We start from the raw sequence: 24,457 nt of genomic DNA on the forward strand, positions 1-24,457 counted from the left end.
ACAGCGATTGGCTAGCTTGCTCCGAAGCTGTGGGAGGCGCACCGCAAGAGCCCGGCGGCGGAGCAGAAGCAGAAGCAGAAGCAGAACAACTCAGAGCGGGCACAGCCCGAAAGGACGAGGCCATGACAGAGGAAGAATGGACGTGCGGCAAGGGACTTGCGGCCAGTGCGGAACTGCCCGGGAAAACCGGTGAACTGATGGATCGGCTGGCGAACGTGCTGGAGAACCACATGAGAGCTCTGACCGTCGCCGGCCCGGACGGCAATCCGGAATACGACGCGTACCAGCGCCTGGTACGCGAGCACCGGGCGATCGCCTCCCAACTGGCCGCGACGGCTGAGGCGATGGAGGGGTACCGGAGTCTGCCGGTGTGTCCTCACGACGAGGCCGCGATGGCGGAGCCGGCGGTACGCGAGGTCTTCGAGGCGTTCGTGCGCGCGGAGGACGATCTCCTCGCGCTCCTGAAGCAGCGCTCCGAGGAGAACCACGCGATGCTCGGTCAATGGGGGAACTAGGGACTGTCCGATGGGGTGTCGATACTCAGACGTGTGGGTTGATCTCGGCTGTGGTGACGTCTGCGAGTCGTTGTGCGGTGTTGAAGTGGGGGGTGAGACGGGTCTTGGTCATGGCGAAGGAGGTGCCGGTGGCGTAGTCGGCATAGACGTAGCTGCCGCCACCACCGACCCAGCCGAACGTGGTGGGTGTCTCGTCCGGCTGAGTACCGATGCGGCCGAGGGGATAGCCCAGGGCCAGCCGCGCTTGGTTGCCGAAGATCTGGTCGGTGCCCTCGAAAGCCACCGCCGTCAACTCCTCGAGCTGGTGTGAATCGATGAGTCGGCCGTCGAGGACCGCGGCGTTCATGGCAGAGATTCCTCGCGCGGTGAAGGTGCCGACCGATGGGATGTCCGCTTGCAGGATCTCGTGGCTGTTGCCCATGGCTGCCGTCGGTTGCAGTTCCCAGGGCGCAAGAACGGCATCGCCGTCAGGTGGGGCGACGGGACGCGGTGCGCCGTCTTCGAGTCGTGCCAGCCGGGCCAGGTCGCTTCGGGGCACACCGAAGTACAGGTCACCCTGGATGCCCAGGGGCTCGGTGACCCACTCGTGCAGGAGTTGCCGCATCGGTTTGCCTGTGGCCCGGCGTGCGACTTCGCCGACGAGGAAGCCGAAGGTGAACGAGTGGTACCCCGTCTCGGTCCCGGGCCGCCACCGCGGTTCGGCGTCGGCGATCGCGGTGCAGACCCGCGACCAGTCAGTCAGGTCGGCAGGGCCGATGCCACGAGGCATCGCCGGCACGCCGACGGAGTGTGTGAGCACGTGTCGAAGAGTCGCGGTCGACTTGCCGTGGGCACCGAACTCGGGCCAGAGGTCGGCCAGTGGCGTGTCGTATCCGACTGCACCGGTCCTGACGAGCAGGTGAGCGATCAGCGACGTCATGACCTTGCCGGCAGAGAAGCTGAAGAAGGGGGTCTGCGGGGTCACCCTGCGCCCGCTCTCGCTGTCGGCGACACCGGAGACGGCGTCCACAACAAGAGCACCGTGGTGGTGGACGGCGACCTGCAAGCCGGTTTCGGCTCCGGCATCAACGAGTTCGTCGAGGACGCTCTGGACCATCTGCTGAAGCGAGGGCGGCATCATCGTCACCGGCTCGGCCACGTGTAGCGAGTCTGGCTGGATGCCGGCAGCTTGCCGAAAGCGAAGCCGACGGTCGGCGCGACTCGATACAGCCTGGTGTCGCCGGCGATGACGGCCTTGCCCAACCCGTACCAGGAACCCTCGGGGCTGGTCAGATGCGCGCCGTACTTCCGCTCGAAGTCTGCGACGGCCTGTTCACGCTCGAAGCGCCGGTCCACCAAGGATGCGAGCCCCTCGATGGCGACGTCCACACCGGTCAAGGCATTCGTGCCGGTCGTCAGCACACAGCGGGGATTGTGCTCAAGGTTTCGCGCCTTGCGTTCCTGACCACCCGTGGTGAAGCACAGGCCGCCCAGACTCCAAGCGGCCAGCAACGGCGTCACGTGCGGTCTCCCGTCAGGCCGCACCGTGGAAAGCCAGAACACCTCCGCCTCACCGAGGACCGCCAACGCAGAGGCCCACGGCGTCGCACGCGCGCCTGGAGACGAGAACGGCCCCAGCACAGCATCCGGTTCGCTGTCCGACATGTCACATCCTCAATGAGGCATGTTCAGCCGACCGGCACTGGTGAAGCGGCGCCGGCAAGCTGACCCATCATGCTCCGGCAGGTGTACCTGCCGTCCTGATGATGACCCGGACTTGCCGAGAAACTCATCGGTCTGCGCGCGCACCAGCAAGCCGTGGCCACGTAGCTCACTTGCTCGCGCCGTGCGGCCATGTCCGCGCGTGCACGGACAGCCTCGACAGCATTCGATGCGGTCGCTATCGGCGCCGGAGTGCGCCGATAGTCGCCGCATCAGGGGGAGGTGATCATGCGGTGGAGATGTCCCTCCGCCATGTTCACCGGGCTCGTGACCGAGCGGAATTCGATGAGTCTCCGGTCATCCCCGGCGTATTTTCGCGGCGATTCCGTGGCCGATGAAGAGGTAAACAAGCGCGGGGAGGCCGTAGTTGAGCGCGAAGCGCACGTGCTCGTTCTCCATGGTGAAGATGTCCTGCGACCAGCCTGCGAGCCAGTTGGCCATGCCTTCGACGAACTGGACGAATACATTCGCCTGGTTGGCTTCGAGAAGGTGGAGCAGGATCCACAGGCCGAGGAACGCGGCTGCGATGTCGGCGATGGTGTGGATGATCAGGGCAGTTCGCTGCGATGCCGGCTCGCCACGGGTGCCCGTGTGAGCATTGCCCGTGGTCATCGGCTCGGGGGTGTGACTCATGAGCGTCCATTCTCCAGGTGCGGATTTCCCGGCGGCAGAGGTGATCGAGAGTGACGACGACGAACCGTCCCTCTGCTTCAAGAGGCGCCTCCGCCCCCTCCCACACGTGATCGTGCGAGGGCTCTGCCTGTCCACAAGCACTGCGGAGAACGCTCGGAAAGCGTTACGCGGTTGCCTGTTCCCGGAGGTGGTTACGAGAATTCCACATCTCATTCACAGGGAATGGTGTGACGGATTTCCCGCCTCACGGCGCAGAAAGGAACGCGGCCGGGGTGGTCTTCGGTCGTTGCGGAGTGGAAGGGCACCCCCGCCCTCCTGCTCTGTGTCCGTGGCGCGGGCGGTTCCCGGGTCGAAGGCCCTGGTCTGCACCGCCGTCCGCGCCGCGGGACCTGGCGGGCGAGCCGCGGTCGAGAGCTGCTCCGGACCCTCCCGTTCCGAGCCCGGCGGCGCGACCGCCACGGCGTTCCGTGCCGCCCTTTCCGTCCAGCCCTTTCCGTCCCGCCCGTTCCGTGCCGAGTGCCGAGTGCCGAGTGCCGAGCCTGTCGCCGCGTGCAGGCGCCGTCTCCTCGGCCAGGAAAATCTCGCCCGCAGCCTTGATAGGTAAGTCGTCACTTTCCTATGGTGTCGGTTGTGGCGGAGGACGTCTTCAAGGCGCTGGCCGACCCCACCCGCCGGCGCATCCTCGATGAGCTGGTGGAACGGGACGGCCAGACCCTGTTCGAGATCTGCGCGCGGCTGGCGGCCAAGCACGGTCTTGGGCTGACACGGCAGGCGATCGGTCAGCACCTGGTCGTACTGGAATCCGCGGGCCTGGTCCGTTCGCGGCGCCAGGGCCGCTACAAGTTCCACGATCTGAACACCGAACCCCTTGAGCTCATCGTGACCCGGTGGCTCAGGCCCGACGCACCGGAGAGCACACCATGAGGATCCATCTGTCGAGCGTCTTCGTCGACGACCAGGACAAGGCCCTGCGCTTCTATACGGACGTGCTGGGCTTCGTGAAGAAGCACGAGGTTCCGGTGGGCGAGCACCGCTGGCTGACCGTGGTCTCGCCGGAGGACCCCGACGGGACCGAGCTGCTGCTGGAGCCCGATGTCCATCCCGCCGCGAAGCCGTACATGTCGGCGCTGGCCGAGGACGGCATCCCGGCCACCGCTTTCGCCGTGGACGACGTACATGCGGAGTTCCGCCGGCTGCGCGAGCTCGGGGTGCAGTTCACCCAGGAGCCGCTGGAGATGGGCCCGGTGACCACCGCGGTCTTCGACGACACGTGCGGCAATCTGATCCAGATCGTCCACAGCGAGTAAGGCCGCCCCGGCGCCGGCAGCAGTCACGGCACGCGTGCACCCGGACGGGATTCAGGAGTTACGAGGGGTTACGAGGCCGGATTCGTAGGCGAGGACCACCAGTTGGGCCCGGTCGCGGGCATGGAGCTTGGTCATGGCCCGGTTGACGTGGGTCTTCGCGGTGAGCGGGCTGATCACCATGCGACCGGCGATCTCGTCGTTGGACAGGCCCTGCGCGACCAGAACGACGGTCTCGCGTTCGCGGCCGGTCAGCTCTTGCAGCCCTGTGCCGCTGTCGTCGGGGAACGGCTGGGTGACGTACCGGTTGATCAGCTTGCGTGTGATCGACGGTGCCAGCAGGGCGTCGCCGCGAGCGGCGACGCGTACGGCGTGCAGGAAGTCTTCCGGCTGGATGTCTTTGACGAGGAATCCGGCTGCGCCGGCGCGCAGTGCGTTGAAGACGTGTTCGTCCAGGCCGTAGTTGGTCAGGATGACGACGTGCACCCGGGCCAGGGCCGGGTGCGCGGCGATGCGCCGGGTCGTCTCGATGCCGTCGACGACCGGCATCTGAATGTCGACGAGCGCGATGTCGGGCAGATGCTCTTCAGCGAGCTCCAGGGCCGTCTTCCCGTCGGCGGCCTCGGCGACCACTTCGATGTCGTCTTCGAGGTCGAGGAGCGCGCGGAATCCGCTGCGAATGAGCGGCTGGTCGTCGACCAGGAGGACACGGATCATGACGCTTCTTCCACGGGAAGTTCGGCCTGGACCGTGAAGCCGCCCTCGCTGCGGGGTGCCGCCCGCAGGTGGCCTCCGAGAGCGGCGACTCGTTCGCGCATCCCGAGCAGCCCGATGCCGGGCACCGGGGCGATGTCCGGCGTGGCCTCGCCGTCGTCGTCGACTCGCAGGACGAGGGCGTCCGGCCGGTAGTCGATGCGGACCGACGCCGTGGTGGCGGCGGCGTGACGGGCGATGTTGGTCAGCGACTCCTGAACTATCCGGTAGGCGGTCCGGCCCACCGCGACCGGGACCTCGGGCCGCCGTCCCTCGATCGTCAGCGTCGCGTCCAGGCCCGACTCACCGACCCGCTCCACCAGTTCGGGGATGTGATCGAGCCCGTGAGGCGGAGTCGTGTCGTCGTCACGCAGCGCCTCCAGGGTCGCTCGCAGCTCCCGTGCGGCCTCACGACCGGCCTCCCGGATCGCCAGCAGCGCCTCCGGCACCTGCTCACCCCGCTTGCGGGCCACGTGGACGGCGGCTTCGGACTGCACCTTGACGACCGAGATCTGATGGGTGAGCGAATCGTGCAGCTCCCGCGCGATGTGCAGCCGCTCCTCGTCGGCGCGGCGCCGCGCGGTCTCCTCCCGGTTCCGCTCGGCTGCGTCCGCCCGCCGCTCGGCCTGCCGCAGCGCCTCCCCGGCGGCTCCGGCCGCGATCAGCCAGGCCAGCTCGAGGGCGCCTCGGGCCTGGGCGAACGCCTCGCCCGTGCCGTGCACGCCCGAGGCCAGGGCCGCGAGGGGGAGAGCGGCCAGCATGGTCACGCTCGCCGCCACCGTGAGGATGCGGTGTCCAGCGCGCACTGCTGCGTACACCGCGAACAGGTACGCGACGGCCGGCACATCGAAACCGGCCGCCTGGTACCCCACCGCGCACAGTCCGGTGGCGGCCAGGACGGGAACCGGTGCCCGGCGCCCGGCGGCCAGCGCCAGGCCGCCCGCGGCCAGCAGCGCGTAGCCGAGCAGGTCGAGGTCCGTGGCGGAGTGCTGCCCGGTCAGCCCGGTGACCAGCAGCGCCGCAGCCACGCCGACGGCGGTCGCCCAGTCCCTGACACCCGCCGGAACGCGGAACCGTCCGTTGCTCACGCGCGCACCCTAGTCCGATGCCGTCGCGGGCGAGTCCTGCCGGAGGACGAGCGGCCGACTACCGCACGCGCAGTACTTTCACGGCGCCTGCCGCGCCCGCAGCATCCAGGTGCGCCGTCGGCGGCAGCGCGAAGTGCCTCCGTACGCGGGACGACCGGCGGCAGGTCCGGGGGACACGATCGGGGCGACGTCCAGCAGCAGGAGGACGTCCAGCCGTAGGAGAAGGAGCACCGCATGTCAGTCCGTCGCCTCCTCGCCGCCGCCGCACTCGCCACCGCAGCCGCCCTGTTCGGAAGTATCGGGCTTGCCGCACCGGCGGCCGCGCACGTCCACGTCCAGCCGGTCGCCGCCGGCTTCTACGACTTCGGCCTCGGGCGGCTCGGGGCCGGCACGGGTGCGCTGGTGGGGCTGGCGGGCCTGATCGTCGCCGGGCTGGCACTGGCCCGCCCCGCCGGTCGCCTGGGCACCGCCAACGGGTCGCTCGGGGCCGCGGCGGCCATGGTGGCGGGGCTGATCAGCCTGGCCCTCGGCGGGCTGGTCGCGGCCACCGCCGACGGCGGTCTCGGCACCGGCAACGGGCTGGGCGGGGCGTACGTGGCCATGCTGGCGGGGCTGATCAGCACTGCCCTCGGCGGGCTGGCCCTGACCCGCTCGCGCCGCACCGGCTGACCGGGGGCGGCTGACCGCAGCGGCCGTCTTCTCACCGTCCGGCTCTTCGCAATGCAGGAAGCCCACCGCACCTACGGGGGTGAGGTGCGGTGGGCTTCGGTCAGAGCGGGGCGGCCCGCCGGGACCCGTCGGAAGTGAGGGTCACGCGGTGCCGCCGCTACCGCATGATCCTCAGCTGCTGCGGGCGCCGCGGCGGCGGATCAGGTACAGGGCTCCGCCTCCTGCGACGAGCAGCGCGCCGGCGCCTGCGATGACGGGCGTGGCGGAGCTGCCTCCGGTCTCGGCGAGGCCGTCACCGCCGTCACCTCCGTCGTTGCCGCCGGTCTGCGGGCCGGGGTCGTTGCCGCCGGCGCCGCCGGTCCCTTCATCGCCGCCGCCCTTCGGCGTACGGCAGGTGGCCTCCGAGAGCACGATTTCGCCGGTGGCCTTCACGATGTTCAGCTTGGCCGGGTTCACCTCGTACGACAGCTTCAGCGCGGTCGCGGCCCCGGAGGCGGCCTTCGTGGTCTCCTGCTCGAGCGCGATGTCGACGGTGCCGACGCCGGGCACCTTGACCTGCTTGCTGCCGAGTCCGTTGACGGTGACCGGCTTTCCGAGGACGGAGACGTTCTGCAGGTCTGCCTCGGCCGTCGGCTTCTCGCCCGCCTTGCAGGTGGCGGTCGCGGTGAGGAGGTCCGCGCTCACCAGCGGCTTGCCGAGCAGGCCGGGTGCGAAGGCCCGGAGCCCGGCGAGCTTGACGTGGCCTGAGGACTGCCGCGCGTCGGCTGTGGCGCCGGAGCGGGCGACGTCGGCCTGGACCAGCTTGAGGGGCTGACCCTTGTTGGCGCCGTTCACCTCGGCGGTCAGCAGCGTCTCTTCGGCGTCCTCGGGGGCGCTGACGGCGTTGAGGGACGCCTTGACCGGAACCTTGGCGGCGTTCGCCACGGAGACCTCGAGATCGGCACGCGCCGCGACGGCGGTCGCGTTACCGGTCGAGTCGGAGTGCCCGTCCGCGGGAGCGGCATGGGCGGGAGCGGAGACCATCGCGCCGCCGACGATTACGGTGGCGGCGCCCAACAGCGCGGAACGGCGAGCCCGCGAACCCAAGACATGCGTGATCAACTAGGGGAACCTTCCAGGGGACTTGGAGCCACCGACAGCTGAACTACGGGGACAGCAGCGCCAGTCGGGGCTTTGGTTCGGGGAATGATGCCCCTCGCCGCAGCGTGGTGCAACTCTTGGTAACCCTATTAGGTGAAAGGCCGTCAGCAGTTTCGACGCCTATTCGAATCCGCCCTGTGCGGCTCCGTTCCGGCGCTGCGCGGGCCCTTTCGGAGGCCGCCTGCGGGCGCGCCGCCGGCTGTCACACGGGCAGCGCTCATCCCACATCCGCCTGCGTGACCATGCCGATCAGACGTGACCGTCGATGACGGGAAGCGGGCGTCCGCGGGTCAGGAGCGGCCGTGGCCCTGGCCGTGGTTCTTGCCGCGTTCGACGGTCCCGCCCCACTTCGCCTGGATCGGGCCCAGCTTCGACGGCGCGTCCGTCACCACGATCCACCGGGAGCCGACGAGGTAGGTGCCGCCGTAGTCCTTCGAGAAGTCCAGCCAGCCGCGCTTGGCCCTGTTGTCCTTGAAGGTGACGAACGTGTACCTCGTCTTCTTGGACGTGCAGGCTCCCAGGCGGTAGTCCTCGACCTTCTTCTGGATGTCGACCTTGCACTTCAGTGCCGACGCCAGCTTCTCCACCGTCGGGGGCTTGGAGGACTTCGCCACGGTGGCTGTGGAGTCACCGCCACCGAGCACGAGCGCGGTGGAGACCGCCGCGACGACTGCGACCGCCGCGATCACGGCGAGGACGAACCTGCCGGGCCGCCACGACAGGATTCCCAGTGGCGCCCCCTCGTCGCGCCGCTGGGTGCTGTCGGCCTCGGTCTTGGTCTTGGTCTCGGCCGGTGGCGACTGGTCTTTCATCAGCGCTCCCTGGAACGGAAAAGGCGTCACGACTCTAGGCTCCGCCTGCGGCGCGCGGTCGTCTTTGTCACCGGCGTGAAGGGTTCCGGGCAACGATCGCGCCGACGGGCGCCGTATGGGCGCTTCATGCATGTTTGGGGGTTTCCGTCAACCGGGAGCACCATGGAGTCAGCGGGGCCCCGACCGGGCTCCCACCGGGTCCTCACCACGGTCACCGGAGGTGGAGAGCTGTGCCCAGATTCATGGACGTCCATCGCGGATTGAACGGCATAAGCGCGGAGCAGCTCGACGACGCCCACCGGGCCGATCTCGCGGCCGAGCACGCCGAGGGCGTCCATTTCGAGCACGCCTGGGCCGACCCGGAGTCGGGGACGGTGTTCTGCCTGTCCGAGGCGCCGTCCGCGCAGGCCGTACGGCGCGCCCACGAGAGGGCCGGGCACACCGTGGACGAGATCCACGCGGTGCCGCTCAGTGTGTGACCCGGCAGAAACACGAACGGCCACGACGGGAGGCCATCCAATGACATTCGTCCAGATCATCGAGTACGAGACCAACCGCCCCGACGAGCTGGAGGCCGTCTTCGAACAGTGGATGAAGGTCACCGAGGGCAAGCGGACCGTGCTGCACGAGATGCACGCACAGGACCGCGACAAGCCCGCCCACTACGTGGACATCGTCGAATTCCCCTCGTACCAGAAGGCGATGGAGAACAGCCAGCTCCCGGAGACGCAGCAGGTGGCCGATCAGGCACGTGCGCTGTGCGTCGGGGAGCCGCGCTTCCTGAATCTGGAGGTGAAGCGCGAAAAGATCAAACAGCGGTGACGTGACCGGCCGTTGAGGGCTGGTGTTTCAGCAGGGCCTCGGTGAGTCCGTGCTCGTTCGGGTAGTCCATGGGCACGATGCCGAGGCCCCGCCAGGCGGCGTTCTCGGGTGAGCCGAGCAGGTCGCGGACGCGGGGGTTGAGACGGTCGGCGTTGGACCGGGGCGGGAGGAAGGCCGCCGTGCTGACGAAGTTGACGTAGAGCCTGCCCGGTTGGGCGACGGCCTTGCGGAAGTGGTCCTCGATCAACGGGTACTTGGCGCCCGGCTCGTCGTTGTAGGCGTCCTGGATGTCGAAGAGCTGCGGGTCGCCGTAGCGCACGCCGGGCAGTCCGTCGGAGTCGCCGAGCAGTACGACCTTGCCGCGCGCGTCTCCCAGGTCCGGGAGCGCGGGGTCGAGCCGGAAGAGCGAGCGCCAGCCGCGTCCGTCCAGATAGTCCTCGAAGACGAGACGGAACTGCTCCGCGCTCTCCTCCGAGTACTCCTGCTTCACCCGCATCAGCACCGTCTCGGACGGACGGGACGCCAGGAAGTCGCGGCAAGTGCCCAGTACGTCGTCGAAGTTGAGGTGCTGATAGGCCGGGCCGTGGTGGATGGCGAACGAGCCCTCGAAGAGGCGGCAGCGGACGTCGAGGAACCGGATGCCGGAGGAGAGCTGCCCGGCGATCGCAGTGTTCTGGCACTCGGTCCACGGACCGCCGTGGAGGGCACCGGAGTTGTGGGTCCCCGGGATGGTCAGCTCCCGCAGGAGTACGCCGTCGGGGAGCTGTGACATCCAGGCGTCGGGCCCGGCGGCGGACGCGGCAGCGGACCGGCCGTCGGCGGGTGCGGCGTGCGCCGCGGCGGCCGTGGTTCCGCCGAGCAGCGCGGTGAGGGGGAGTACGGCTGTTCCGCGGAGGAAGTAACGGCGCCTCATGGTCATGACAATGATGGAACCACGGAGAGGCGGTTTTCCACAGAGCGCGATTGCGCCGCCTTAGGCACCGTCCTGCCCCAGGCCGAGCCTCGCCCCACACGCTTCGCGCAACTGCGCCGCGAGTGCGGCTGACTCCTCCGGCGGCACGGCCAGCACCCCGTTCTCCGTCATAAGGGCGTGGAACTGCTGCTGTCCGTACGGCACTCCCTCCGGCAGCCCCGCGATGTGCCAGTGCAGATGGGAGTTGCCCTCCCGGCTGCCGAGCGACAGCAGATACGTGCGCTCGGGCGCGAGTACGTCCTCCATGGCCAGGGCCACTCCGCGTACCACGCCCATCAGGCGCAGCCAGGCGGCCTCGTCGAGGTCCCGGACGACGTGCTCGACGTGCTGCTTCGGTGCGACGAGGATCTTTCCCGGGAGCGTCGGCCAGCGGTCGAGGAAGGCGATGTGCTCCTCGTCCTCGTGGACGGTCTCGTGGGCGAAGTCCGGGTCGCCGGCGACGAACGCGCAGACGAAGCAGGGTCCGGAACGGGCCCGGGCCTCGTAGGCCTTGAGGTCCATCGGCTGCCGGTCCGTGGTCATGTGTCCCCTCCGCGTTCCGCTGCGGAGATTCTCGCCCTGATCGCGGCGTCGAGTTGGTCCATCGTGCGGACGAAGGCCTCTTCGAGGGGGACGTCGTAGCGGTGGGCGAGTATCAGGACCGACCACAGGCAGTCCGCGAGTTCGTGCTCCAACGCGGCCCGCCCGCCCGGGACTTCGCGTGCGCCTTCCTCGGCCATGACGAGCTTCGCGAGGTCGCCGACGTCGCCGGCGAAACCCAGCATGAACTCCTTGCGACTCCGCACCCGGCCGCGTTCCCGCCTGTTGACCTCGTCGTAGAGGTCGTGGATGTGCAGCGCCCTGCGGCGTAGTCGCTCCAGGTCCGCGGGCCCTCCGCCCGTCCGGCGGGCGGGGCGGAGGACGGATTCGGAGCCGACCGGCGTGAAGCCCGCCGCGAGGAAGGCTCGCAGGGAGCGGGCGTTGCCGGGGGAGACGGCGGCGAAGACGGGTTCGCCCTCCGGGACGAGTGTGAGCGCGTCCCGGATGAGGGAGCGGCCCGTGCCCCGGCCGGCGTCGCGCGGCGGATCGTGGAGTTCGGTGCTCACCTCCCGGCGGCCGGCCAGCCCTTCGGCGAGGACTACCAGACCGCGCTCGTCGCCGAACGTCCGTACGTGCGTACGCAGTTCACGCGCCAGCCGGACGCGGGGATGGTGCCGCATGCCGGGTCGTTCCTGCAGACGGGGCGTGCCGCCGGTGCCGCGGGCCGTCAGCGTGGCGTCGACGCAGCCGATCGTGCCGTCCGGACCGGCGAGGGCGCGCAGCAGTTCCGGGGCGAGGGAGCCGCCGAAGCCGTCGGGTCGCAGCTCGCGGACCTCTTCGGCGGGGAGTGACGTCGCGATGACGGCGTGCCCGGTGAAGGCGACGGAGCACTCCAGGCCACCGGGGAGGGGGCCGAGCACGGTCACGCCGCCGTCAGTGGGTGGGAAGTGGCCGTCGGCGGCATCGAGGAGCAGACGCAGCAGTGGGTGCGGATCGGCGGTCAGGGACGGCCGCCTCCCTCGCGCTCCCGCGCCCGGTGCGTCACGGCTTGCGTCCGACGCCGCAGACGGCGTCCACCAGTCCTGGGCCCTCGCGCGGATCGGCCGCGTCCGGGCGCCAGTCGGACGTGGTGACGATGCCGGGCTCCACCACGTCCAGGCCGTCGAAGAAGCGGGCGATGTGCTCCGCGCCGCGCAGGTGATAGGAGCCGGCGGAGTTCGCGTTGTACGCGGCGATCGCCTCGTTGAGGACCTCGTTGGTGTCGGTGCCGTCGCTCAGCGCCAGGTGGCTGCCGGACGGCAGCGGCTCCATGAGCCGTGCCACGACCGACGAGGGGCCGTCGGAGTCGGGGATCTGCCCGATGGTGCCGAGCAGCGTCAGCGCGACCGGCTCGCCGAAGTCCAGTGTCCTGCTTGCCGCTTCGAGGATCGTGGCGGGGTCGCGGACGTCGGCGTCGATGTAGTCGCAGGCACCTTCCTTGCTGCTGGTGAGGAGGGCCTGCGCGTGAACGAGTACGAGCGGGTCGTTGTCGACGTAGACGATCCTGCTCTCCGGGGCCACACGCTGTGCGACCTCGTGCGTATTGTCCACCGTCGGCAACCCCGTGCCCACGTCGAGGAATTGGCGAATGCCGGCTTCGGCGGCGAGGTAGCGCACCGCACGTGACAGGAAACGCCGCTGGAGGCGCGCGAGACGGGCGATGCCCGGGAAGAGCTTGAGGACGATGTCTCCCGCGTCGCGGTCCGGCCGGAAGTTGTCACGGCCGCCCAGCAGGTAGTTCCACACGCGCGCCGAATGGGCCGTGTCGGCCCGGATCTTCTCCGCCAGCGACGGGTCCTCGGGAGTGTGCATGGGGTCAGCCTCACACGGACGGATCGGTGCCGCACGGGTTAGGGGGTGTCCGACGGATCTTCGTGGGTCAGCGAGCTGGGGGCACCTCCCGGCGAAGCCAGGGGGAGTCCGGTGCATGGGGCCTCCCCGGGCCGCAGGCCCAGGGGACGCATCGCAAGGCGGAGGGTCGTTCTCATACTGGGGTCCCCCATGCCGGAGGGCTGGGGTTCCCCATGGCGAAGCCCAGGGGCGGGAGTATTCGGACGAGCCCGACAACGCTGGGGGCACTCCCCCTCGCTCCGCTGGGGGGACCCCCACCCGCGAAGCGGGGGAGAGGTGCGGTGCCGGGCGTCGTGAGCCCGCGAGGAACCGCCGGACGCCCCCTAGGCACGTCCGGCGGGGGCCGCAGGACCGAAGGGCCCCGGGAGTTCGCCGGTGGGGCCGCCTCGGGTGCCCGGGCGGGCCTTCCGCCGCCGTGGGCAAGGGAGTTCGAGGGACCCCCGCGGGTGGGGCCGATTGGCGCCGCGGGCGCGCCGCGGGCCAGGCTGACCCCATGAGCATCGCGTTCCTCTTCCCCGGCCGGGGTTCGCAGCGTCCCGGCATGCTGCACCGGCTGCCCGACACCGCGGCGTCCGCGACCGTGCTGGCCGAGGCGGACTGGGCTCTGCGAGGCCTCGCACCGCGTACGGGCGGGGAGGACGGCGCCGCCTCCGGCAGGGAGTACGCGGACGGCATCGTCGAGCTGGACTCCGAGGAGGCGCTCGAACGCTCCCCGGTGGCCTGCCACTTGGCGCTGCTGATCGCGGGCGTCGCGGGTGCGCGTGCGCTGATCGAGGACGAGGAGGTACGGCCCTCGTACGTCGCGGGCCACGGCACCGGCGGATACGCGGCGGCGGTGCTCGCGGACGTCCTCACCTTGGAGGAGGCGCTGCGGGCCGTACGGCTGCGGGGCGAGCTGCTCCATGAGGCGGAGAGCACGAACGGGCCGGAGAGCGACGTCGCCATCCGGCTCGCCCAGCACCTGGCGACGGTCAAGAGGCGTCCGCAGTCGGTGCGTTACGTCGGCGGAGTGCAGGGGCGGTCGCTGTTCGGCGACACGAACGCCGTCTTCGACGACCTGGCCTGGTCCGCGGCACGGCCCGTGCGCTGGGCGGAGGTGACGGCGGCGCTCGCGGGGGAAAAGGTGGACTGCTGTGTGGAGTTGCCGCCGGGGCGCGCGCTGACGGGGCAGCTCGCGGCGGCCGGACTGCCGGGCATGCGGGCGGTGTCGGTGGAGGAGCACGGCATCGCGGAGGCGGCGGAGCTCGCGCGGCCGGGAGGTGCGGAGTCCGCCCGGGGCGGCCCGGCGCCCGAGGCGGAACTGCCCCCGGATCAGAGCGGTTTGGCGTAGCAGCGGCTCGCCGCCTCGAAGCGGTAGAGGCCGAACTTCTCCGTGGGCTCGTAGCCCGAGGAGGTGTACAGGCCGATCGCCTCGGGCTGCATCGTGCCCGTCTCCAGCACCATGCGGGTGCGACCCGCGGCGCGTGCGTCGTCCTCCAGCGCGGCGAGGATCAGCCGGGCGAGCCCGCGTCCGCGCGCCTCGCGCACCACGAACATCCGCTTGATCTCGGCGTCGCCGTCGGCGTAGCCCTCGTCGTTGCGGTCCTGAGTGCGCCAGCCGCCGGTCGCCACGGGGCGCCCGGCCTCGTCGTACGCCAACAGGTAGAGCCCCCGCGGCGGTTCGAACATCGCGGGGTCGAGCGGCGTGATGTCGCCCTCGTCGCCGTAACGCTCCGCGTACTCCTGCTGCACGGCGTCGTTCAGCTTCATCGCTTCCGGATGGTCGTAGGGCACACGGACGATTCGCATGCCCGCATCGTATGGTGACCCGGATGCCGAAGGTGACGACGATCAACGTGAACGGGCTGCGCGCCGCGGCCAGGAAGGGCTACCGCGAGTGGCTGGCGGCCACCGACGCGGACGTGGTGTGCCTGCAGGAGGTGCGTGCCGAACAGCACCAACTCCCCGACGACGTACGCGAACCGGACGGCTGGCACACGCTGTACGCGCCGGCCGCGGCGAAGGGACGTGCGGGTGTGGCCGTGCTCACGCGGCGTGAGCCCGACAGCGTACGCATCGGTTTCGGCGCGGAGGAGTTCGAGGACTCCGGCCGCTACGCCGAGGTGGACCTGCCGGGGATGACCGTCGCCAGCCTGTATCTGCCGTCGGGCGACGTCGGCACCGAGCGCCAGGAGCAGAAGGAACGCTTCATGGCCGCCTTCCTCCCGTACCTGCGTGAGCTGCGCGAGCGCGCGGCGGCGGACGGCCGGGAGGTGCTGGTGTGCGGCGACTGGAACATCGCGCACCAGGAGGCGGACTTGAAGAACTGGCGCGCCAACCGCCGTTCCTCCGGCTTCCTGCCCGGGGAACGGGCATGGCTCTCGCGGGTCTTCGACCCCTCGGACGGCGGCTACGCGGACGTCGTACGGGCGATGCATCCGGATGTCGCGGGGCCGTACTCGTGGTGGTCGTACCGGGGGCGGGCCTTCGACAACGACTCGGGCTGGCGCATCGACTACGTGGTGGCGACGCCGGGTCTGGCGGAGCGGGCGGTGAAGGCCGTCGTGGAGCGGGCCGCAAGCCATGACGAGCGCTGGAGCGATCACGCCCCGGTGAGCGTCGACTTCGTACTGTGACCTCCTCTCCAGGGACCGGGACCGGGACCGGAGCATGGACCGGGGCAGGGGCCCCTGAACCGGCGGGGCAGCGGACACTGACCTTCGTCGTCGGCACGGGACGGTGCGGGTCGACGGCCCTGTCGCGTGTGCTGCGGCTGCACCCCGAGGTGCTCGGCCTCAGCGAGCTGATCGCATCCGTGGAACCCGGTGCGCTGCCCGAACAACCGCTGACGGGTGAGGAGTTCTGGCGTCTGCTCGCCGACGGGCGGCCCTTCGCCGACCGCATGATCCGGGAGGGGACGCCGCTGCCGGAGCATCTGTATCCGGGCGTACCGGGCGGCCGTTTCGCGGCGGACGACGGGGGCGTTCCCGCCCTCTGCCTGACGACGCTGCCGCACCTCACCGACCACCCGGACGCGCTGTTCGACGCCCTGGAGTCCGTGCTGTCGGGCCGTGGCCGCGCTCCCGTGGCCGAGCACTACCGGGCGCTGTTCGAGGCCCTGTCCGTACGGTTCGGCGGCAGGCGGGCGGTGGTGGAGCGGTCGGGTTTCTCGCTCGCATCGGTACCACGGCTGCGGGCCGTCTTCCCCGAGGCCCGCTTCGTCCACCTGCATCGCGACGGCCCGGACTGCGCGCTCTCCATGAGCCGGCACGCCGGCTTCCGCCTGCTGCGGACCGTGGCGCAGGCCGAGGCCGGCTCCCCGGAGCAGGATCTCGCGGCCGGTCTCGGGACGCTGATGGCCGACGACACCTTCGATTTGCGCGGTGTGCTGGAGCGGCCCGTGCCGGTGGAGAGGTTCGGCGAGCTGTGGAGCGGGATGATCACCGAGGGCGTGCGGAGTCTCGCTGAGATCCCCGAACCGCTGCGCGCCTCCCTCTCGTACGAGGATCTGCTCGACGCGCCCGAACGCGAACTGACCGCGCTGGCCCGGCACATCGGTGTCGAGGCGCGGCCCGACTGGCTGGCGGCCGGGAGCGCGCTGCTCGACGGTGCCCGCAGGGGCGCGGCGGAGGCGCTGCCGCCGGACGAGCGTGCCCGGCTGAACGCAAGCTGCGCGCCCGGCATGCGGGAGCTGGGCCTCGGCGGCCGGTGCCTGCGCCCGTAGAGACCCGTCAGAACGTCAGTACCCGGAGCGGGCGTTGACCCGCCGCGGGTAGTACCGCTCGTCGCCCCTGCGTTCGTACTCCTTCCAGCGCGGCGCGTCGCCGGACGGCTGGTCGCCGAGCACGGTCACGCGCTGACCCTTGCGGTACTCCTGGTAGTCGTTGATCGCCACGTGCTGGGTCGCCCGGTTGTCCCAGATGGCGACCGCGCCCGGCTCCCAGCGGTAGCGGCAGTTGAAGCGCGGCGCCTCGGAGTGCTCGAAGAGGTACTGCAGCACCGCGTCGCTCTCGTTCCGGCTGAGCTGCGGAATGTGCGAGGTCCACATCCGCGTGACGTACAGCGAGCGCCGTCCCGTCTCCGGATGTACGCGTACGACGGGGTGTTCGGCGGAGAACGTCCCCACTTCCGGTGCCTGGAGGACGTGCACCGCCGTGAGTCCGTCGAGCATCTCCCGGAACGGCTCGGAGAGCGTCTCGTAGGCCAGGTACTGGTTGCTCCACATCGTGTCGCCCCCCGACTCGGGGCAGGTGACCAGATGGAGGATGGACGCGACCGGCGGGTTCGGGCTGAACGTGACGTCGATGTGCCACTCGTCCGCCTTCCCGCCCTTGTCCGACTCGATGAGGGTCACTTCGGGGTGGGAGTCCAGCTTCGGCAGGAAGGGATGCACCTCCACCTCGCCGAAGCGCCGTCCGAGTGCGACGTGCGCCTCGGGGGTGAGCCCGGACTGGCCCGGGATGAAGAGGACGAGGTGGCGCAGGAGCAACTCGTGTATGTGCGCGAACAGTTCGTCGTCGACCGCGGTCAGGTCGACGCCGTGCAGCTCCGCGCCGATGGCGCCGGAGACCGGGCGTACGGACATCCCGCGGTCACCGGCGGGGTGCTTCGGACCCTTCGGGCCGGGCCTGGACTGGCCGGGCATGGACTCTCCGGACATGGACTCTCCGTTCTCCGGGGGCAGTTGAGGGCAGGGTTCGGGAGGGGCGGGCACCGGCAGGTGGCCGGCTCATGACGACGGCACCCGGTGGGCGCGGGGATCGGGCAGCAGGCCGATCTGGTGCAGCCGGTCCAGCAGCGTCAGCGGACGAGGTCCCAGACCGGCCATGTTGTACGTGATGGCGTGCAGCAGCCGCGGGTTGGCGCCGGTGCAGCGCACCGCACGGCGCCCGAGCACCCGTCCGGGCCAGGTGAGATCGGTGACCATGCGGGCCGCGTTGTCGCTCGTACGTGCCGCCTGGGCCAGTACGGGCAGCCGGTCCTGCTCGTAACCGCGCAGGGCGGCGTCCACGGCACCGGCGTCCAGAGGCTTCCGATCCTCCGGCCGTGCGGCGGGGGTGATCCGGGCAGCGAGCTGGTCGGCCAGCGCGGCCGCGCTGGTGATCGCGGAGTTCATGCCCTGTGCGGCCATGGGGTGCACGGCGTAGGCCGACTCGCCGACGAGGGCCAGGCCAGGGGCGGTCAGCCGCGCCGCCAGGAAACGCGCGACGGGGAAGAGCTGCCGGGTCGCCGCCGCTGCCGCCGTGGCGCCGCCCAGCGCTTCGAGGGCGGGCACCTCGCGTACCGCGCGCTCACCCCAGCGTGCGAACCCGGCCCGGTCCAGGCCCCGCAGCTCGCCGGGCTGTGCCTGTACGTACAGGCGGACGCGGCCGCCGGGGAGCGGATACACCAGTCGCAGGCCACGGGCGGTGAGATACGCCGAGAAGTCCTCCGGGAGCCAGGGCGCCTCGTGCAGCTCGAAGGCGACGAGACGGTGCGGGTAGTCGCTGCGGCTGCCTCCGATGTCCGCGGCGCGGCGCAGGCCGGAGCCGATTCCGTCGGCGGCGACGACGAGCGGGGTACGCACGTCCTGCTGTGCGCCGGACCCGTCGTCGAGGCGTACGCCGGTGACCCGCCCGGAGGCGTCGCGCAGCGCCTCCGTGACGCGCACTCCCTGCCGTGTCTCCACCTGAGGGCCCAGCCCGGCCGTCAGCGCTTCGAGTACGGCCAGATGGTCGTGTACGAGCAACGAACTGTCCACGGCGGGCAGTTGACCGTAGTCGAGGCTCATCACGGGTGAACCGGCCGGATCCCGCACCGCCAGCCGGCCCAGGCGCAGCGCCCCGTTGCGGGTCAGCAGCCGGTCGGTGCCCCAGCGGCGCAGCACACGCAGCGCTCCCGGCTGCAGCACCTCGCCCTTGGCGACGGAGCGGGGGCCGCGCTGCTTGTCGACCAGCAGGACACGGAGTCCGAGCGCGCCGAGGGCACGGGCGGAGGCGAGCCCGCCCACGCCGGCGCCGCACACCACCACGTCCACGTCGTGGCCGCCGCTCATGCCGCACCCGCCTCCTTCGTGCCGCTCCGGGCGCCGGATGTGACGGATCGCAGACGCGCGAGGGCGCGGACGGCGAGGCCGGAGGCGATGCCGTCGTCCGCGTAGCGCGAGCAGAAGCGGACGTACTCGTTGACGGGCGATCCCCGCCAACTGCCGTCGCCGCACTGGGAGTCGGTCAGCCACTGCGCGGCTGCGGCGACCGCCTTGCCCTGCGGGTCCGCGCCCGCTGTCAGGAGCGCGTGCAGTGCCCAGGCCGTCTCCTCGGCGATGCCTGCGGCCGGCGCGCCGGTGCCGGCGCCGCCGTCCCTGTCCCTGTCCCTGTCCCCGTCGCCGTGGCCGTCCCCGTGGCCGTCGCCGTCCGCCGACGTCCAGGAACCGTCCGCGGCCTGCGTACGCAGCAGCATGTCGCGCGCCCGCCGTGCCGTGGGGCTGCCGTCCCGGCCCGCGCGGCAGAAGGTCTCCAGCACGACTGCGGTGCCCGCGACGCGCCCGCGATACCACAGCGCCTCGAACGAACCGTCCGCATGCTGCATGCGGGCCAGCCAAGTCAACGCCCTCGCCACGCGCCGGTCTTCGGGGATCACGCCGTGATCGAGCAGTGCCCGTACGGCCTTCGCGGTCATGTGCGGGCACGGACCGAAACCGCCGGGCTTGCTGTCGCGTACGGCCAGGCTCCAGGAACCGGACCGGTCCTGCATCGCGGTCAGCCAGTCGATGCCGCGCCGCGCGTGCTCGTCGCCCGTACCGCCGGGCAGGCGCAGCAGCGTGGAGCTGACCTCGGCGGTCTCCAGCGCCATCGGCCAGCTGTGCGCGCTGGAGAACCCCCAGTAGCCGGGAGGGCAGCCGAGCGCCGCGAACGGCTCGTCCTGCTGCCGCTCGTGGAACATCGCGCGGGTCGCCTCCAGCCTGGGGTCCGCGGCGTGACCGGCCTCCAGCAGCGCCGCCGTCGCGAAGCTGGACCAGGTCACATCGAGCGGCATCAGATCCCAGGAACCGCTCGGGCGTGCCATCTCGCACAGTCGCCGCGCGGACGCGCGGGAGATGTCGGGGGCCAGACCGGAACGGGCGATGCCGAGCGAGATCAGGCTGGTCAGCCACGGGTCGGTGCTGAACTCGCCGGTCGCGCCCTCACGTTCGTACGCGTCACGCACCACCCGGAGGGCCGCTCGCCGTGCCGGGCCGCGCAGGGGTGCGAGCGGCCCGGGCGGGCGGTCGGCCGACTGGGCGAGCGCCATGCTCGCGAAGATCGGGAGGCGGAGGCTGAGCAGTCTGCGGGCGGGGCCGCGCAGCAGCGTCAGCTCCAGTGGCAGTCTCGGCAGCGACGACAGGTCACCCACGCCCGACAGGGCGTCGAACTGCCGTACCAGGCCCGTCATCACCGGCTCCGGGAGGGCCTGCGGGCCGCCGAGCTTGGTGACCAGATCCGTGCCCGCACGTATCGTCTCGGCGGCCCGGTCCGGGGCGGTGAGCCGGAGCGCTGCGGTAGCGGCGGCGGTTGCCAGCAACTCGGTGGGGACACCGGCCATCGCCCAACCGCCGTCGGCGCGCTGGGAGTCGCACAGACGGGTCACACCGCGGGCGACGGCTTCTTCGCGGACGTGCGCGGGCAGTGCGGGGTCCGGGGCGCCCGCGTCCGCATCGCCTGTGTGGTGGAGCGCGATGAGTGCGGCGGCGGTGTTGGCGGGGGAGAAGCGGTCGCCGCGCGGGGCGAAGACTCCGTCGGGGCGCTGCCGCGCGAACAGCGCCTCGCAGCCGCTGTCGACCGCCGCGGCGACCCTTCCGTTCAGGCGCCGGCTCAGCATGATCTGACATCACCTCGCAGGTCGGGGGCAGCCTGGCGTGCTTGCGGTGCTTGCGGTGCTTGCGGCGCATGCGGTGCGGCCGGGCCGGCCGGGTCTGCCGGGCCCGGGAACTCGTGGCGCGAGCGCATCCGTGCCTGTGCGAAGAGGCTCAGGGTCAGCAGGGGGAGCACGACGGCCAGCGCGGGCAGCAACGTCCACCCCGCCGTGAGCAACGCGCCCGCCAGCAGCAGGCGTTGGGCCACGAGGATCTCGTGTGCCCGCAGGGCACGCTCGGGGGTGAGGGCGGTGCCGCCGCCCGCCTCAACCGCCTCACCCGCGTCCCTGCCGGCTCGGCGGCTGTCGCGCAGCAGGGGTACGAAGGCCGCCGCACCGCAGGCGGCGGCGCACAGCAGCGGCACCAGAGAGCTGCCGGGCTCGTCGGTCGCAAGGAGCAGTGCGGGTGCGGCAGTTGCGAGGGCCGCCGCGTGGAGCAGCGCGGCCGAACGGACCGCTGCGCGCACGCCGTGCCGCACCGGCACGGTCCGGCATCCGCCCCTGCGGTCCCCCTCCACGTCGCGAAGGGTGCCCACCAGGTTCGAGGCCGTGTCCTGTGCGCAGAACACCCAGGCGAACAGCAGCACTTGCCACGGCGGCAGATCCGTCACGGTCATCGCCCCGAAGACCACGGTGGTGGCGGTCAGCACACCTCGCACGGCGTTGCCGGTGAGGCCACGGCCCTTGAGCAGTCTGCTGTAGGCCACGATGCCGAGCATCGCCACGGCGACCAGCAGCACCGTCCGCCAGTTGACCGACGCGGCGGCCACGGCGGCTGCCACGGCACAGCCGACGCCGCACGTCAGCGCCGCCCGCGGGCTCAACCGGCCCGAGGGCAGGGGGCGTTGGGGTTTGCTGACGGCGTCCAGCCCGCGGTCGAACCAGTCGCCGAGGTAGTGACCGCTGACCCAGCCGAGAGTCGGAGCGGCCCAGGCGACCACGAGACGCGCGGCGCCGGAGGTCTCTTCCGGGGCGCCCCCGCTGCTCAGCGCCGCACCGGTGAGTCCGACGAGCCCCGGATAGGCCAGGGTGTACGGACGCCATGTCTCGACGTGCGCCCGGCAGGCACGGGGCAGCCGCGCGGGCAGCCACCGCCCGGACACCCGCGCCGGCTCCGGCCCCCTCACCGGCCCCCTCACCGGCCCGGCTCACGCACGGGGTGACGCACGGGGCGGTCGGTCACCGGCCGCCACCGCCGCTTGCCTTGCCCGCCAGCTCCGCGAAGGCGTCGTTCGCCTCCCGCCCGCCGACGGTCACGCGTATGCCTTCACCCGGCTTGCCGCAGACCAGCACACCGTGGTCGGCGCAGAACTGGGTGAACTCCTCCACGCCGCTCTTCATCGGCAGCCAGAGGAAGTTGGCCTCGCTGGGCGTCACGCGCCACCCCAGTGCGCGCAGCTTGCTGTGCAGCCGCTCACGCTCGTCGGCGGTGAACTCGCAGCGCCGCCTGAACTCCGTTTCCTCCGCGAGTGCCGCCTGCGCGGCGGCCCTCGCGGTGTTGCTCACTCTGATGAACGGCTGCAGCCCGCGCAGGCGTGAGAGCGTCCGCTCGTGGCCGACGAGGTAGCCCACGCGCAGACCCAGCAGCCCGTAGGACTTGGAGAACGTCCGTACCACGCAGACACGTTCGTCGTCCCGGTAGAGCGTGACGCCGTCGGCGGCGGACTCGTCCCGTACGAAGTCCCCGTAGGCCTCGTCGACGACGACGGTGACACCGGAGGGCAGCCGCGTGAGGAAGCGCTCGACCTCCGTGTGGCGCAGGGCCGTTCCCGTCGGATTGTTGGGGTGGCACAGCAGCACCATGCCGGTGGTCTCGGTGACCGCGTCCGCCATCGCGTCGAGGTCGTGGGTGCCGTCGTCGCACAGCGGCACACGGACGGTGCCGGAGCCGGCGTTGGCCGCCAGCATCGGGTACGCCTCCCAGGAGGGCCAGGCGTGCACGGTCCCGGAGTCGGGCCCCGTCAGTGCGCCGAAGAGCTGCTGCAACAGTGCAGCCGAGCCTGGTCCGACGAGCACGTCGCCCGCCGGTACGCCCAGACGCTCGGCGATGCGGCCCGTCAGGCCGGTGGCGAGAGCGTCCTGCGTACGGTGCGACTCGGCGGCGGAATCCTGAACTGCCCGCAGAACTCCCGGTGTCGGTGGGAAGAATGTCTCGTTCAGCGACATCTGATGCAGGACGGGCGCAGGTCCGACCACCGGCTGCATTCTGTTCCAGCCGTCTCCTTCGTCCATTTTCCGTCCAATCCGCAATGAGTCGTCGGAGGAATTCCGCCGGGCCTGCGCTCGGTGCGCCGTGAAGGGCGGGGCATGATTCTCACCCTTCAAGTGGCGGGCGTCCAAGGGCAGTTCGCGCCCCTGCGGACCAGCACGGGACTTCCTTCGCGCAATTCACTTACCGGGCCCCCGAGTCTTCGCGCGTTGCGCCCGAATTCCGGGTACGGCGGGCATGCGGACGGGCACCACTGGAATTCGCCTTGAACAGCGGAAGGGGGCGACGGCAGGAAGTGAACACAACAGGACCCGCTGCCCGTAAGTCCCCGATGCGTGACCGGAATTGCCCGGAAAAACCGGCCGGATGGTCAGGGCGGCGGCCGGTCCGCGGTGTTCGGCCGGCCCGATGTTCAGTCCGTGGTGCGCGGTCCGTGGTGCGCGGTCCGCGGTGCTCAGTCCGCGGTGCTCAGTCCGTGGTGCCGCCCTCGTCCGGCGGGGACGTGGCGCCGCCGGAAGGGCCCGGGTTCGCCTGGGCGATCCACTCCTCGATCTCTGCCCGTACGCGGCGGTCCAGGGCCAGCCCGAGCTCCGCCTCGACGACCTGCTTCGCCAGCGGACGCAGCTGCGTCAGCAGGTCGTTGAGGCACTCGGCGTCGAGCCCTTCGGGGGCGCGGGCCTGCTCCTTCGGCAGCAGGTGCGTGCGGAAGAGACCGGCGAAGACATCCGCGATCGCTTCGCTCTGCGTGCGCAGCTCGCGCCCGGCGGCCAGCACGGAGGCGAGCGGGATGCCCTTCTTCACCAGCTCCGACGACGCGTCCAGCAGGCGGCGGCTGGCGTGTACGAACTCGTCGCCGTCGACGGCGATGTAGCCGATGTCGAGCGACGCCGCGAGATTCTCGACGGTGACCTCGCCCTGGTAGTAGTCCGCCAGCTCCTCGGGCGTGAGCCGGATCGGGGTCTCCTCCGCGAACAGGGCCGTGATCATGGAGGATTCCAGGCCGAGCAGCTCGGCTGTGCCGTGCGAGTCGCGTCCGCTCTCGAAGGCCCCGAGCAGATCGGCGATTCCGCCCAGCGTGTGACCGCGGGCGAGCAGGCCGGAGATCGTGCGCAGCCTGGCCAGGTGGTGTTCGTCGTACCAGGCGATGCGGCCCTCACGGCGGGGCGGCGGCAGCAGCTTGCGCTCGCGGTAGAAGCGCAGGGTGCGGGTGGTGATGCCGGCGAGCTCGGCGAGCTCTGCCGCCCGGTACTCCCGGGCGTCGCCGCCCGCCTCGGCACCGGCGCCCGAGCCGCCGTTGGCCGCACCCACGCCCGTTTCGGCACCGGCGGCGGCGCCGGTGCCGCCACCGGTGCCCATGGCGGTGTACGTGCCGTCGCCGCCCGGGCCTTCGTCGGCGTGACCGGCGCCGCCCGGGACGGCCGGGTGAGTGCTCTGGGCTCGCTCTCTGTCGTCGGTCACCGTGGCAGCTTAACCAGCGGGATCGCTCGTACGTACGGGCGCTGCACCGCTCCCCGTCGCACCGGCCCGTAGGTGCAACCGGCGGTAACTTCCGCTGCGCGACCCCTACCCATCGGTATCTCT

General features: G+C 71.2%; 27 protein-coding genes. 9 read left to right on the forward strand and 18 right to left on the reverse strand.

Features of this window, described 5'->3' with window-relative positions; all coding sequences use genetic code 11:
* The first annotated feature begins 122 nt into the window (after positions 1 to 122).
* Entirely contained in the window at positions 123 to 515 is a 393-nt protein-coding gene (locus ACSMXX_RS19735) for a hypothetical protein (protein ID WP_473180025.1), read from the forward strand.
* A gap of 25 nt (positions 516 to 540) precedes the next feature.
* On the opposite strand, the gene ACSMXX_RS19740 is transcribed toward ACSMXX_RS19735, so the two are convergent.
* The 3 genes from ACSMXX_RS19740 to ACSMXX_RS19750 all read right to left on the reverse strand — a co-directional run bounded on the left by ACSMXX_RS19740 (position 541) and on the right by ACSMXX_RS19750 (position 2,828).
* Positions 541 to 1,635 carry a serine hydrolase domain-containing protein gene (locus ACSMXX_RS19740; RefSeq protein WP_473184866.1) on the reverse strand — a complete coding sequence of 365 codons (1,095 nt, stop codon included), beginning with the start codon at positions 1,633 to 1,635 and terminating at the stop codon, positions 541 to 543.
* Positions 1,636 to 1,637: 2 nt separating this feature from the next.
* Complete coding sequence (locus ACSMXX_RS19745; protein WP_473180026.1) at positions 1,638 to 2,159, reverse strand: pyridoxamine 5'-phosphate oxidase family protein; 522 nt, start codon at positions 2,157 to 2,159, stop codon at positions 1,638 to 1,640.
* A gap of 354 nt (positions 2,160 to 2,513) precedes the next feature.
* Entirely contained in the window at positions 2,514 to 2,828 is a 315-nt protein-coding gene (locus ACSMXX_RS19750; RefSeq protein WP_473184867.1) for a hypothetical protein, read from the reverse strand.
* 651 nt (positions 2,829 to 3,479) lie between these two features.
* On the opposite strand from ACSMXX_RS19750, the gene ACSMXX_RS19755 reads away from it, so the two are divergent.
* Entirely contained in the window at positions 3,480 to 3,773 is a 294-nt protein-coding gene (locus ACSMXX_RS19755; RefSeq protein ID WP_473180027.1) for an ArsR/SmtB family transcription factor, read from the forward strand.
* Entirely contained in the window at positions 3,770 to 4,156 is a 387-nt protein-coding gene (locus ACSMXX_RS19760) for a VOC family protein (protein WP_473180028.1), read from the forward strand. The genes ACSMXX_RS19755 and ACSMXX_RS19760 overlap by 4 nt, the downstream gene beginning before the upstream one ends.
* 51 nt (positions 4,157 to 4,207) lie before the next feature.
* Here ACSMXX_RS19760 and ACSMXX_RS19765 read toward each other — a convergent pair whose 3' ends face one another.
* Together ACSMXX_RS19765 and ACSMXX_RS19770 are read right to left on the reverse strand one after the other, a co-directional pair.
* Positions 4,208 to 4,870, reverse strand: coding sequence for a response regulator (locus ACSMXX_RS19765; RefSeq protein WP_473180029.1), 663 nt, complete (start codon positions 4,868 to 4,870; stop codon positions 4,208 to 4,210).
* Positions 4,867 to 5,994 carry a sensor histidine kinase gene (locus tag ACSMXX_RS19770; protein ID WP_473180030.1) on the reverse strand — a complete coding sequence of 376 codons (1,128 nt, stop codon included), beginning with the start codon at positions 5,992 to 5,994 and terminating at the stop codon, positions 4,867 to 4,869. The genes ACSMXX_RS19765 and ACSMXX_RS19770 overlap by 4 nt, the downstream gene beginning before the upstream one ends.
* 234 nt (positions 5,995 to 6,228) lie before the next feature.
* Between ACSMXX_RS19770 and ACSMXX_RS19775 the strand changes: the two genes are divergently transcribed.
* Entirely contained in the window at positions 6,229 to 6,663 is a 435-nt protein-coding gene (locus ACSMXX_RS19775; RefSeq protein WP_473180031.1) for a DUF6223 family protein, read from the forward strand.
* A gap of 171 nt (positions 6,664 to 6,834) precedes the next feature.
* Here ACSMXX_RS19775 and ACSMXX_RS19780 read toward each other — a convergent pair whose 3' ends face one another.
* Both ACSMXX_RS19780 and ACSMXX_RS19785 read right to left on the reverse strand, forming a co-directional pair.
* Entirely contained in the window at positions 6,835 to 7,764 is a 930-nt protein-coding gene (locus tag ACSMXX_RS19780; protein ID WP_473180032.1) for an SCO1860 family LAETG-anchored protein, read from the reverse strand.
* Positions 7,765 to 8,093: 329 nt separating this feature from the next.
* On the reverse strand, positions 8,094 to 8,615 hold the full coding sequence (locus ACSMXX_RS19785) for a hypothetical protein (protein WP_473180033.1): 522 nt from the start codon (positions 8,613 to 8,615) through the stop codon (positions 8,094 to 8,096).
* Between the two features lie 230 nt (positions 8,616 to 8,845).
* Between ACSMXX_RS19785 and ACSMXX_RS19790 the strand changes: the two genes are divergently transcribed.
* Both ACSMXX_RS19790 and ACSMXX_RS19795 read left to right on the forward strand, forming a co-directional pair.
* Positions 8,846 to 9,094 carry an SCO4226 family nickel-binding protein gene (locus ACSMXX_RS19790; RefSeq protein WP_473180034.1) on the forward strand — a complete coding sequence of 83 codons (249 nt, stop codon included), beginning with the start codon at positions 8,846 to 8,848 and terminating at the stop codon, positions 9,092 to 9,094.
* A 40-nt stretch (positions 9,095 to 9,134) separates the two neighbouring features.
* Positions 9,135 to 9,437, forward strand: a complete 303-nt coding sequence (locus ACSMXX_RS19795) for a hypothetical protein (protein WP_473180035.1) — start codon at positions 9,135 to 9,137, stop codon at positions 9,435 to 9,437.
* Here the strand turns inward: ACSMXX_RS19795 and ACSMXX_RS19800 are convergent.
* The 4 genes from ACSMXX_RS19800 to ACSMXX_RS19815 all read right to left on the reverse strand — a co-directional run bounded on the left by ACSMXX_RS19800 (position 9,424) and on the right by ACSMXX_RS19815 (position 12,780).
* The gene (locus ACSMXX_RS19800) at positions 9,424 to 10,350 is read right to left on the reverse strand and encodes a phosphatidylinositol-specific phospholipase C (RefSeq protein ID WP_473184868.1); all 927 of its coding nucleotides are present in this window, start codon (positions 10,348 to 10,350) and stop codon (positions 9,424 to 9,426) included. The two genes, ACSMXX_RS19795 and ACSMXX_RS19800, sit on opposite strands and share 14 nt — an antisense overlap.
* Positions 10,351 to 10,410: 60 nt before the next feature.
* Entirely contained in the window at positions 10,411 to 10,932 is a 522-nt protein-coding gene (locus ACSMXX_RS19805; RefSeq protein WP_473180036.1) for an HIT family protein, read from the reverse strand.
* Entirely contained in the window at positions 10,929 to 11,855 is a 927-nt protein-coding gene (locus ACSMXX_RS19810; RefSeq protein ID WP_473180037.1) for a hypothetical protein, read from the reverse strand. Before ACSMXX_RS19810 ends, ACSMXX_RS19805 begins: the two co-directional genes overlap by 4 nt.
* A gap of 115 nt (positions 11,856 to 11,970) precedes the next feature.
* Entirely contained in the window at positions 11,971 to 12,780 is an 810-nt protein-coding gene (locus tag ACSMXX_RS19815) for an SAM-dependent methyltransferase (RefSeq protein ID WP_473180038.1), read from the reverse strand.
* 532 nt (positions 12,781 to 13,312) lie between these two features.
* Between ACSMXX_RS19815 and ACSMXX_RS19820 the strand changes: the two genes are divergently transcribed.
* Positions 13,313 to 14,149, forward strand: a complete 837-nt coding sequence (locus ACSMXX_RS19820) for an ACP S-malonyltransferase (protein WP_473180039.1) — start codon at positions 13,313 to 13,315, stop codon at positions 14,147 to 14,149.
* On the opposite strand, the gene ACSMXX_RS19825 is transcribed toward ACSMXX_RS19820, so the two are convergent.
* Positions 14,131 to 14,607, reverse strand: a complete 477-nt coding sequence (locus ACSMXX_RS19825) for a GNAT family N-acetyltransferase (RefSeq protein WP_473180040.1) — start codon at positions 14,605 to 14,607, stop codon at positions 14,131 to 14,133. The two genes, ACSMXX_RS19820 and ACSMXX_RS19825, sit on opposite strands and share 19 nt — an antisense overlap.
* A gap of 23 nt (positions 14,608 to 14,630) precedes the next feature.
* Here ACSMXX_RS19825 and ACSMXX_RS19830 point away from each other — a divergent pair, with 23 nt between their 5' ends.
* Complete coding sequence (locus ACSMXX_RS19830) at positions 14,631 to 15,434, forward strand: exodeoxyribonuclease III (RefSeq protein WP_473180041.1); 804 nt, start codon at positions 14,631 to 14,633, stop codon at positions 15,432 to 15,434.
* Positions 15,431 to 16,522: a sulfotransferase family protein gene (locus ACSMXX_RS19835; RefSeq protein ID WP_473180042.1), complete on the forward strand. Its 1,092-nt coding sequence runs from the start codon at positions 15,431 to 15,433 to the stop codon at positions 16,520 to 16,522. Before ACSMXX_RS19830 ends, ACSMXX_RS19835 begins: the two co-directional genes overlap by 4 nt.
* A gap of 15 nt (positions 16,523 to 16,537) precedes the next feature.
* Here ACSMXX_RS19835 and ACSMXX_RS19840 read toward each other — a convergent pair whose 3' ends face one another.
* From ACSMXX_RS19840 to ACSMXX_RS19865, 6 genes are all read right to left on the reverse strand, one after another.
* A complete protein-coding gene (locus ACSMXX_RS19840) occupies positions 16,538 to 17,458 on the reverse strand; it encodes a TauD/TfdA dioxygenase family protein (RefSeq protein ID WP_473180043.1) in 921 nt (306 codons plus the stop codon).
* Positions 17,459 to 17,527: 69 nt separating this feature from the next.
* Positions 17,528 to 18,832: an FAD-dependent oxidoreductase gene (locus ACSMXX_RS19845; RefSeq protein ID WP_473180044.1), complete on the reverse strand. Its 1,305-nt coding sequence runs from the start codon at positions 18,830 to 18,832 to the stop codon at positions 17,528 to 17,530.
* On the reverse strand, positions 18,829 to 20,634 hold the full coding sequence (locus ACSMXX_RS19850) for a prenyltransferase/squalene oxidase repeat-containing protein (protein ID WP_473180045.1): 1,806 nt from the start codon (positions 20,632 to 20,634) through the stop codon (positions 18,829 to 18,831). The genes ACSMXX_RS19845 and ACSMXX_RS19850 overlap by 4 nt, the downstream gene beginning before the upstream one ends.
* Positions 20,628 to 21,770, reverse strand: coding sequence for a UbiA family prenyltransferase (locus tag ACSMXX_RS19855; protein ID WP_473180046.1), 1,143 nt, complete (start codon positions 21,768 to 21,770; stop codon positions 20,628 to 20,630). The genes ACSMXX_RS19850 and ACSMXX_RS19855 overlap by 7 nt, the downstream gene beginning before the upstream one ends.
* A gap of 76 nt (positions 21,771 to 21,846) precedes the next feature.
* Positions 21,847 to 22,872, reverse strand: a complete 1,026-nt coding sequence (locus ACSMXX_RS19860; protein ID WP_473184869.1) for an aminotransferase class I/II-fold pyridoxal phosphate-dependent enzyme — start codon at positions 22,870 to 22,872, stop codon at positions 21,847 to 21,849.
* A gap of 472 nt (positions 22,873 to 23,344) precedes the next feature.
* Positions 23,345 to 24,334 carry a MerR family transcriptional regulator gene (locus ACSMXX_RS19865; RefSeq protein WP_473180047.1) on the reverse strand — a complete coding sequence of 330 codons (990 nt, stop codon included), beginning with the start codon at positions 24,332 to 24,334 and terminating at the stop codon, positions 23,345 to 23,347.
* Positions 24,335 to 24,457 lie beyond the last annotated feature (123 nt).

This window comes from Streptomyces sp. DSM 116795, assembly GCF_055792905.1.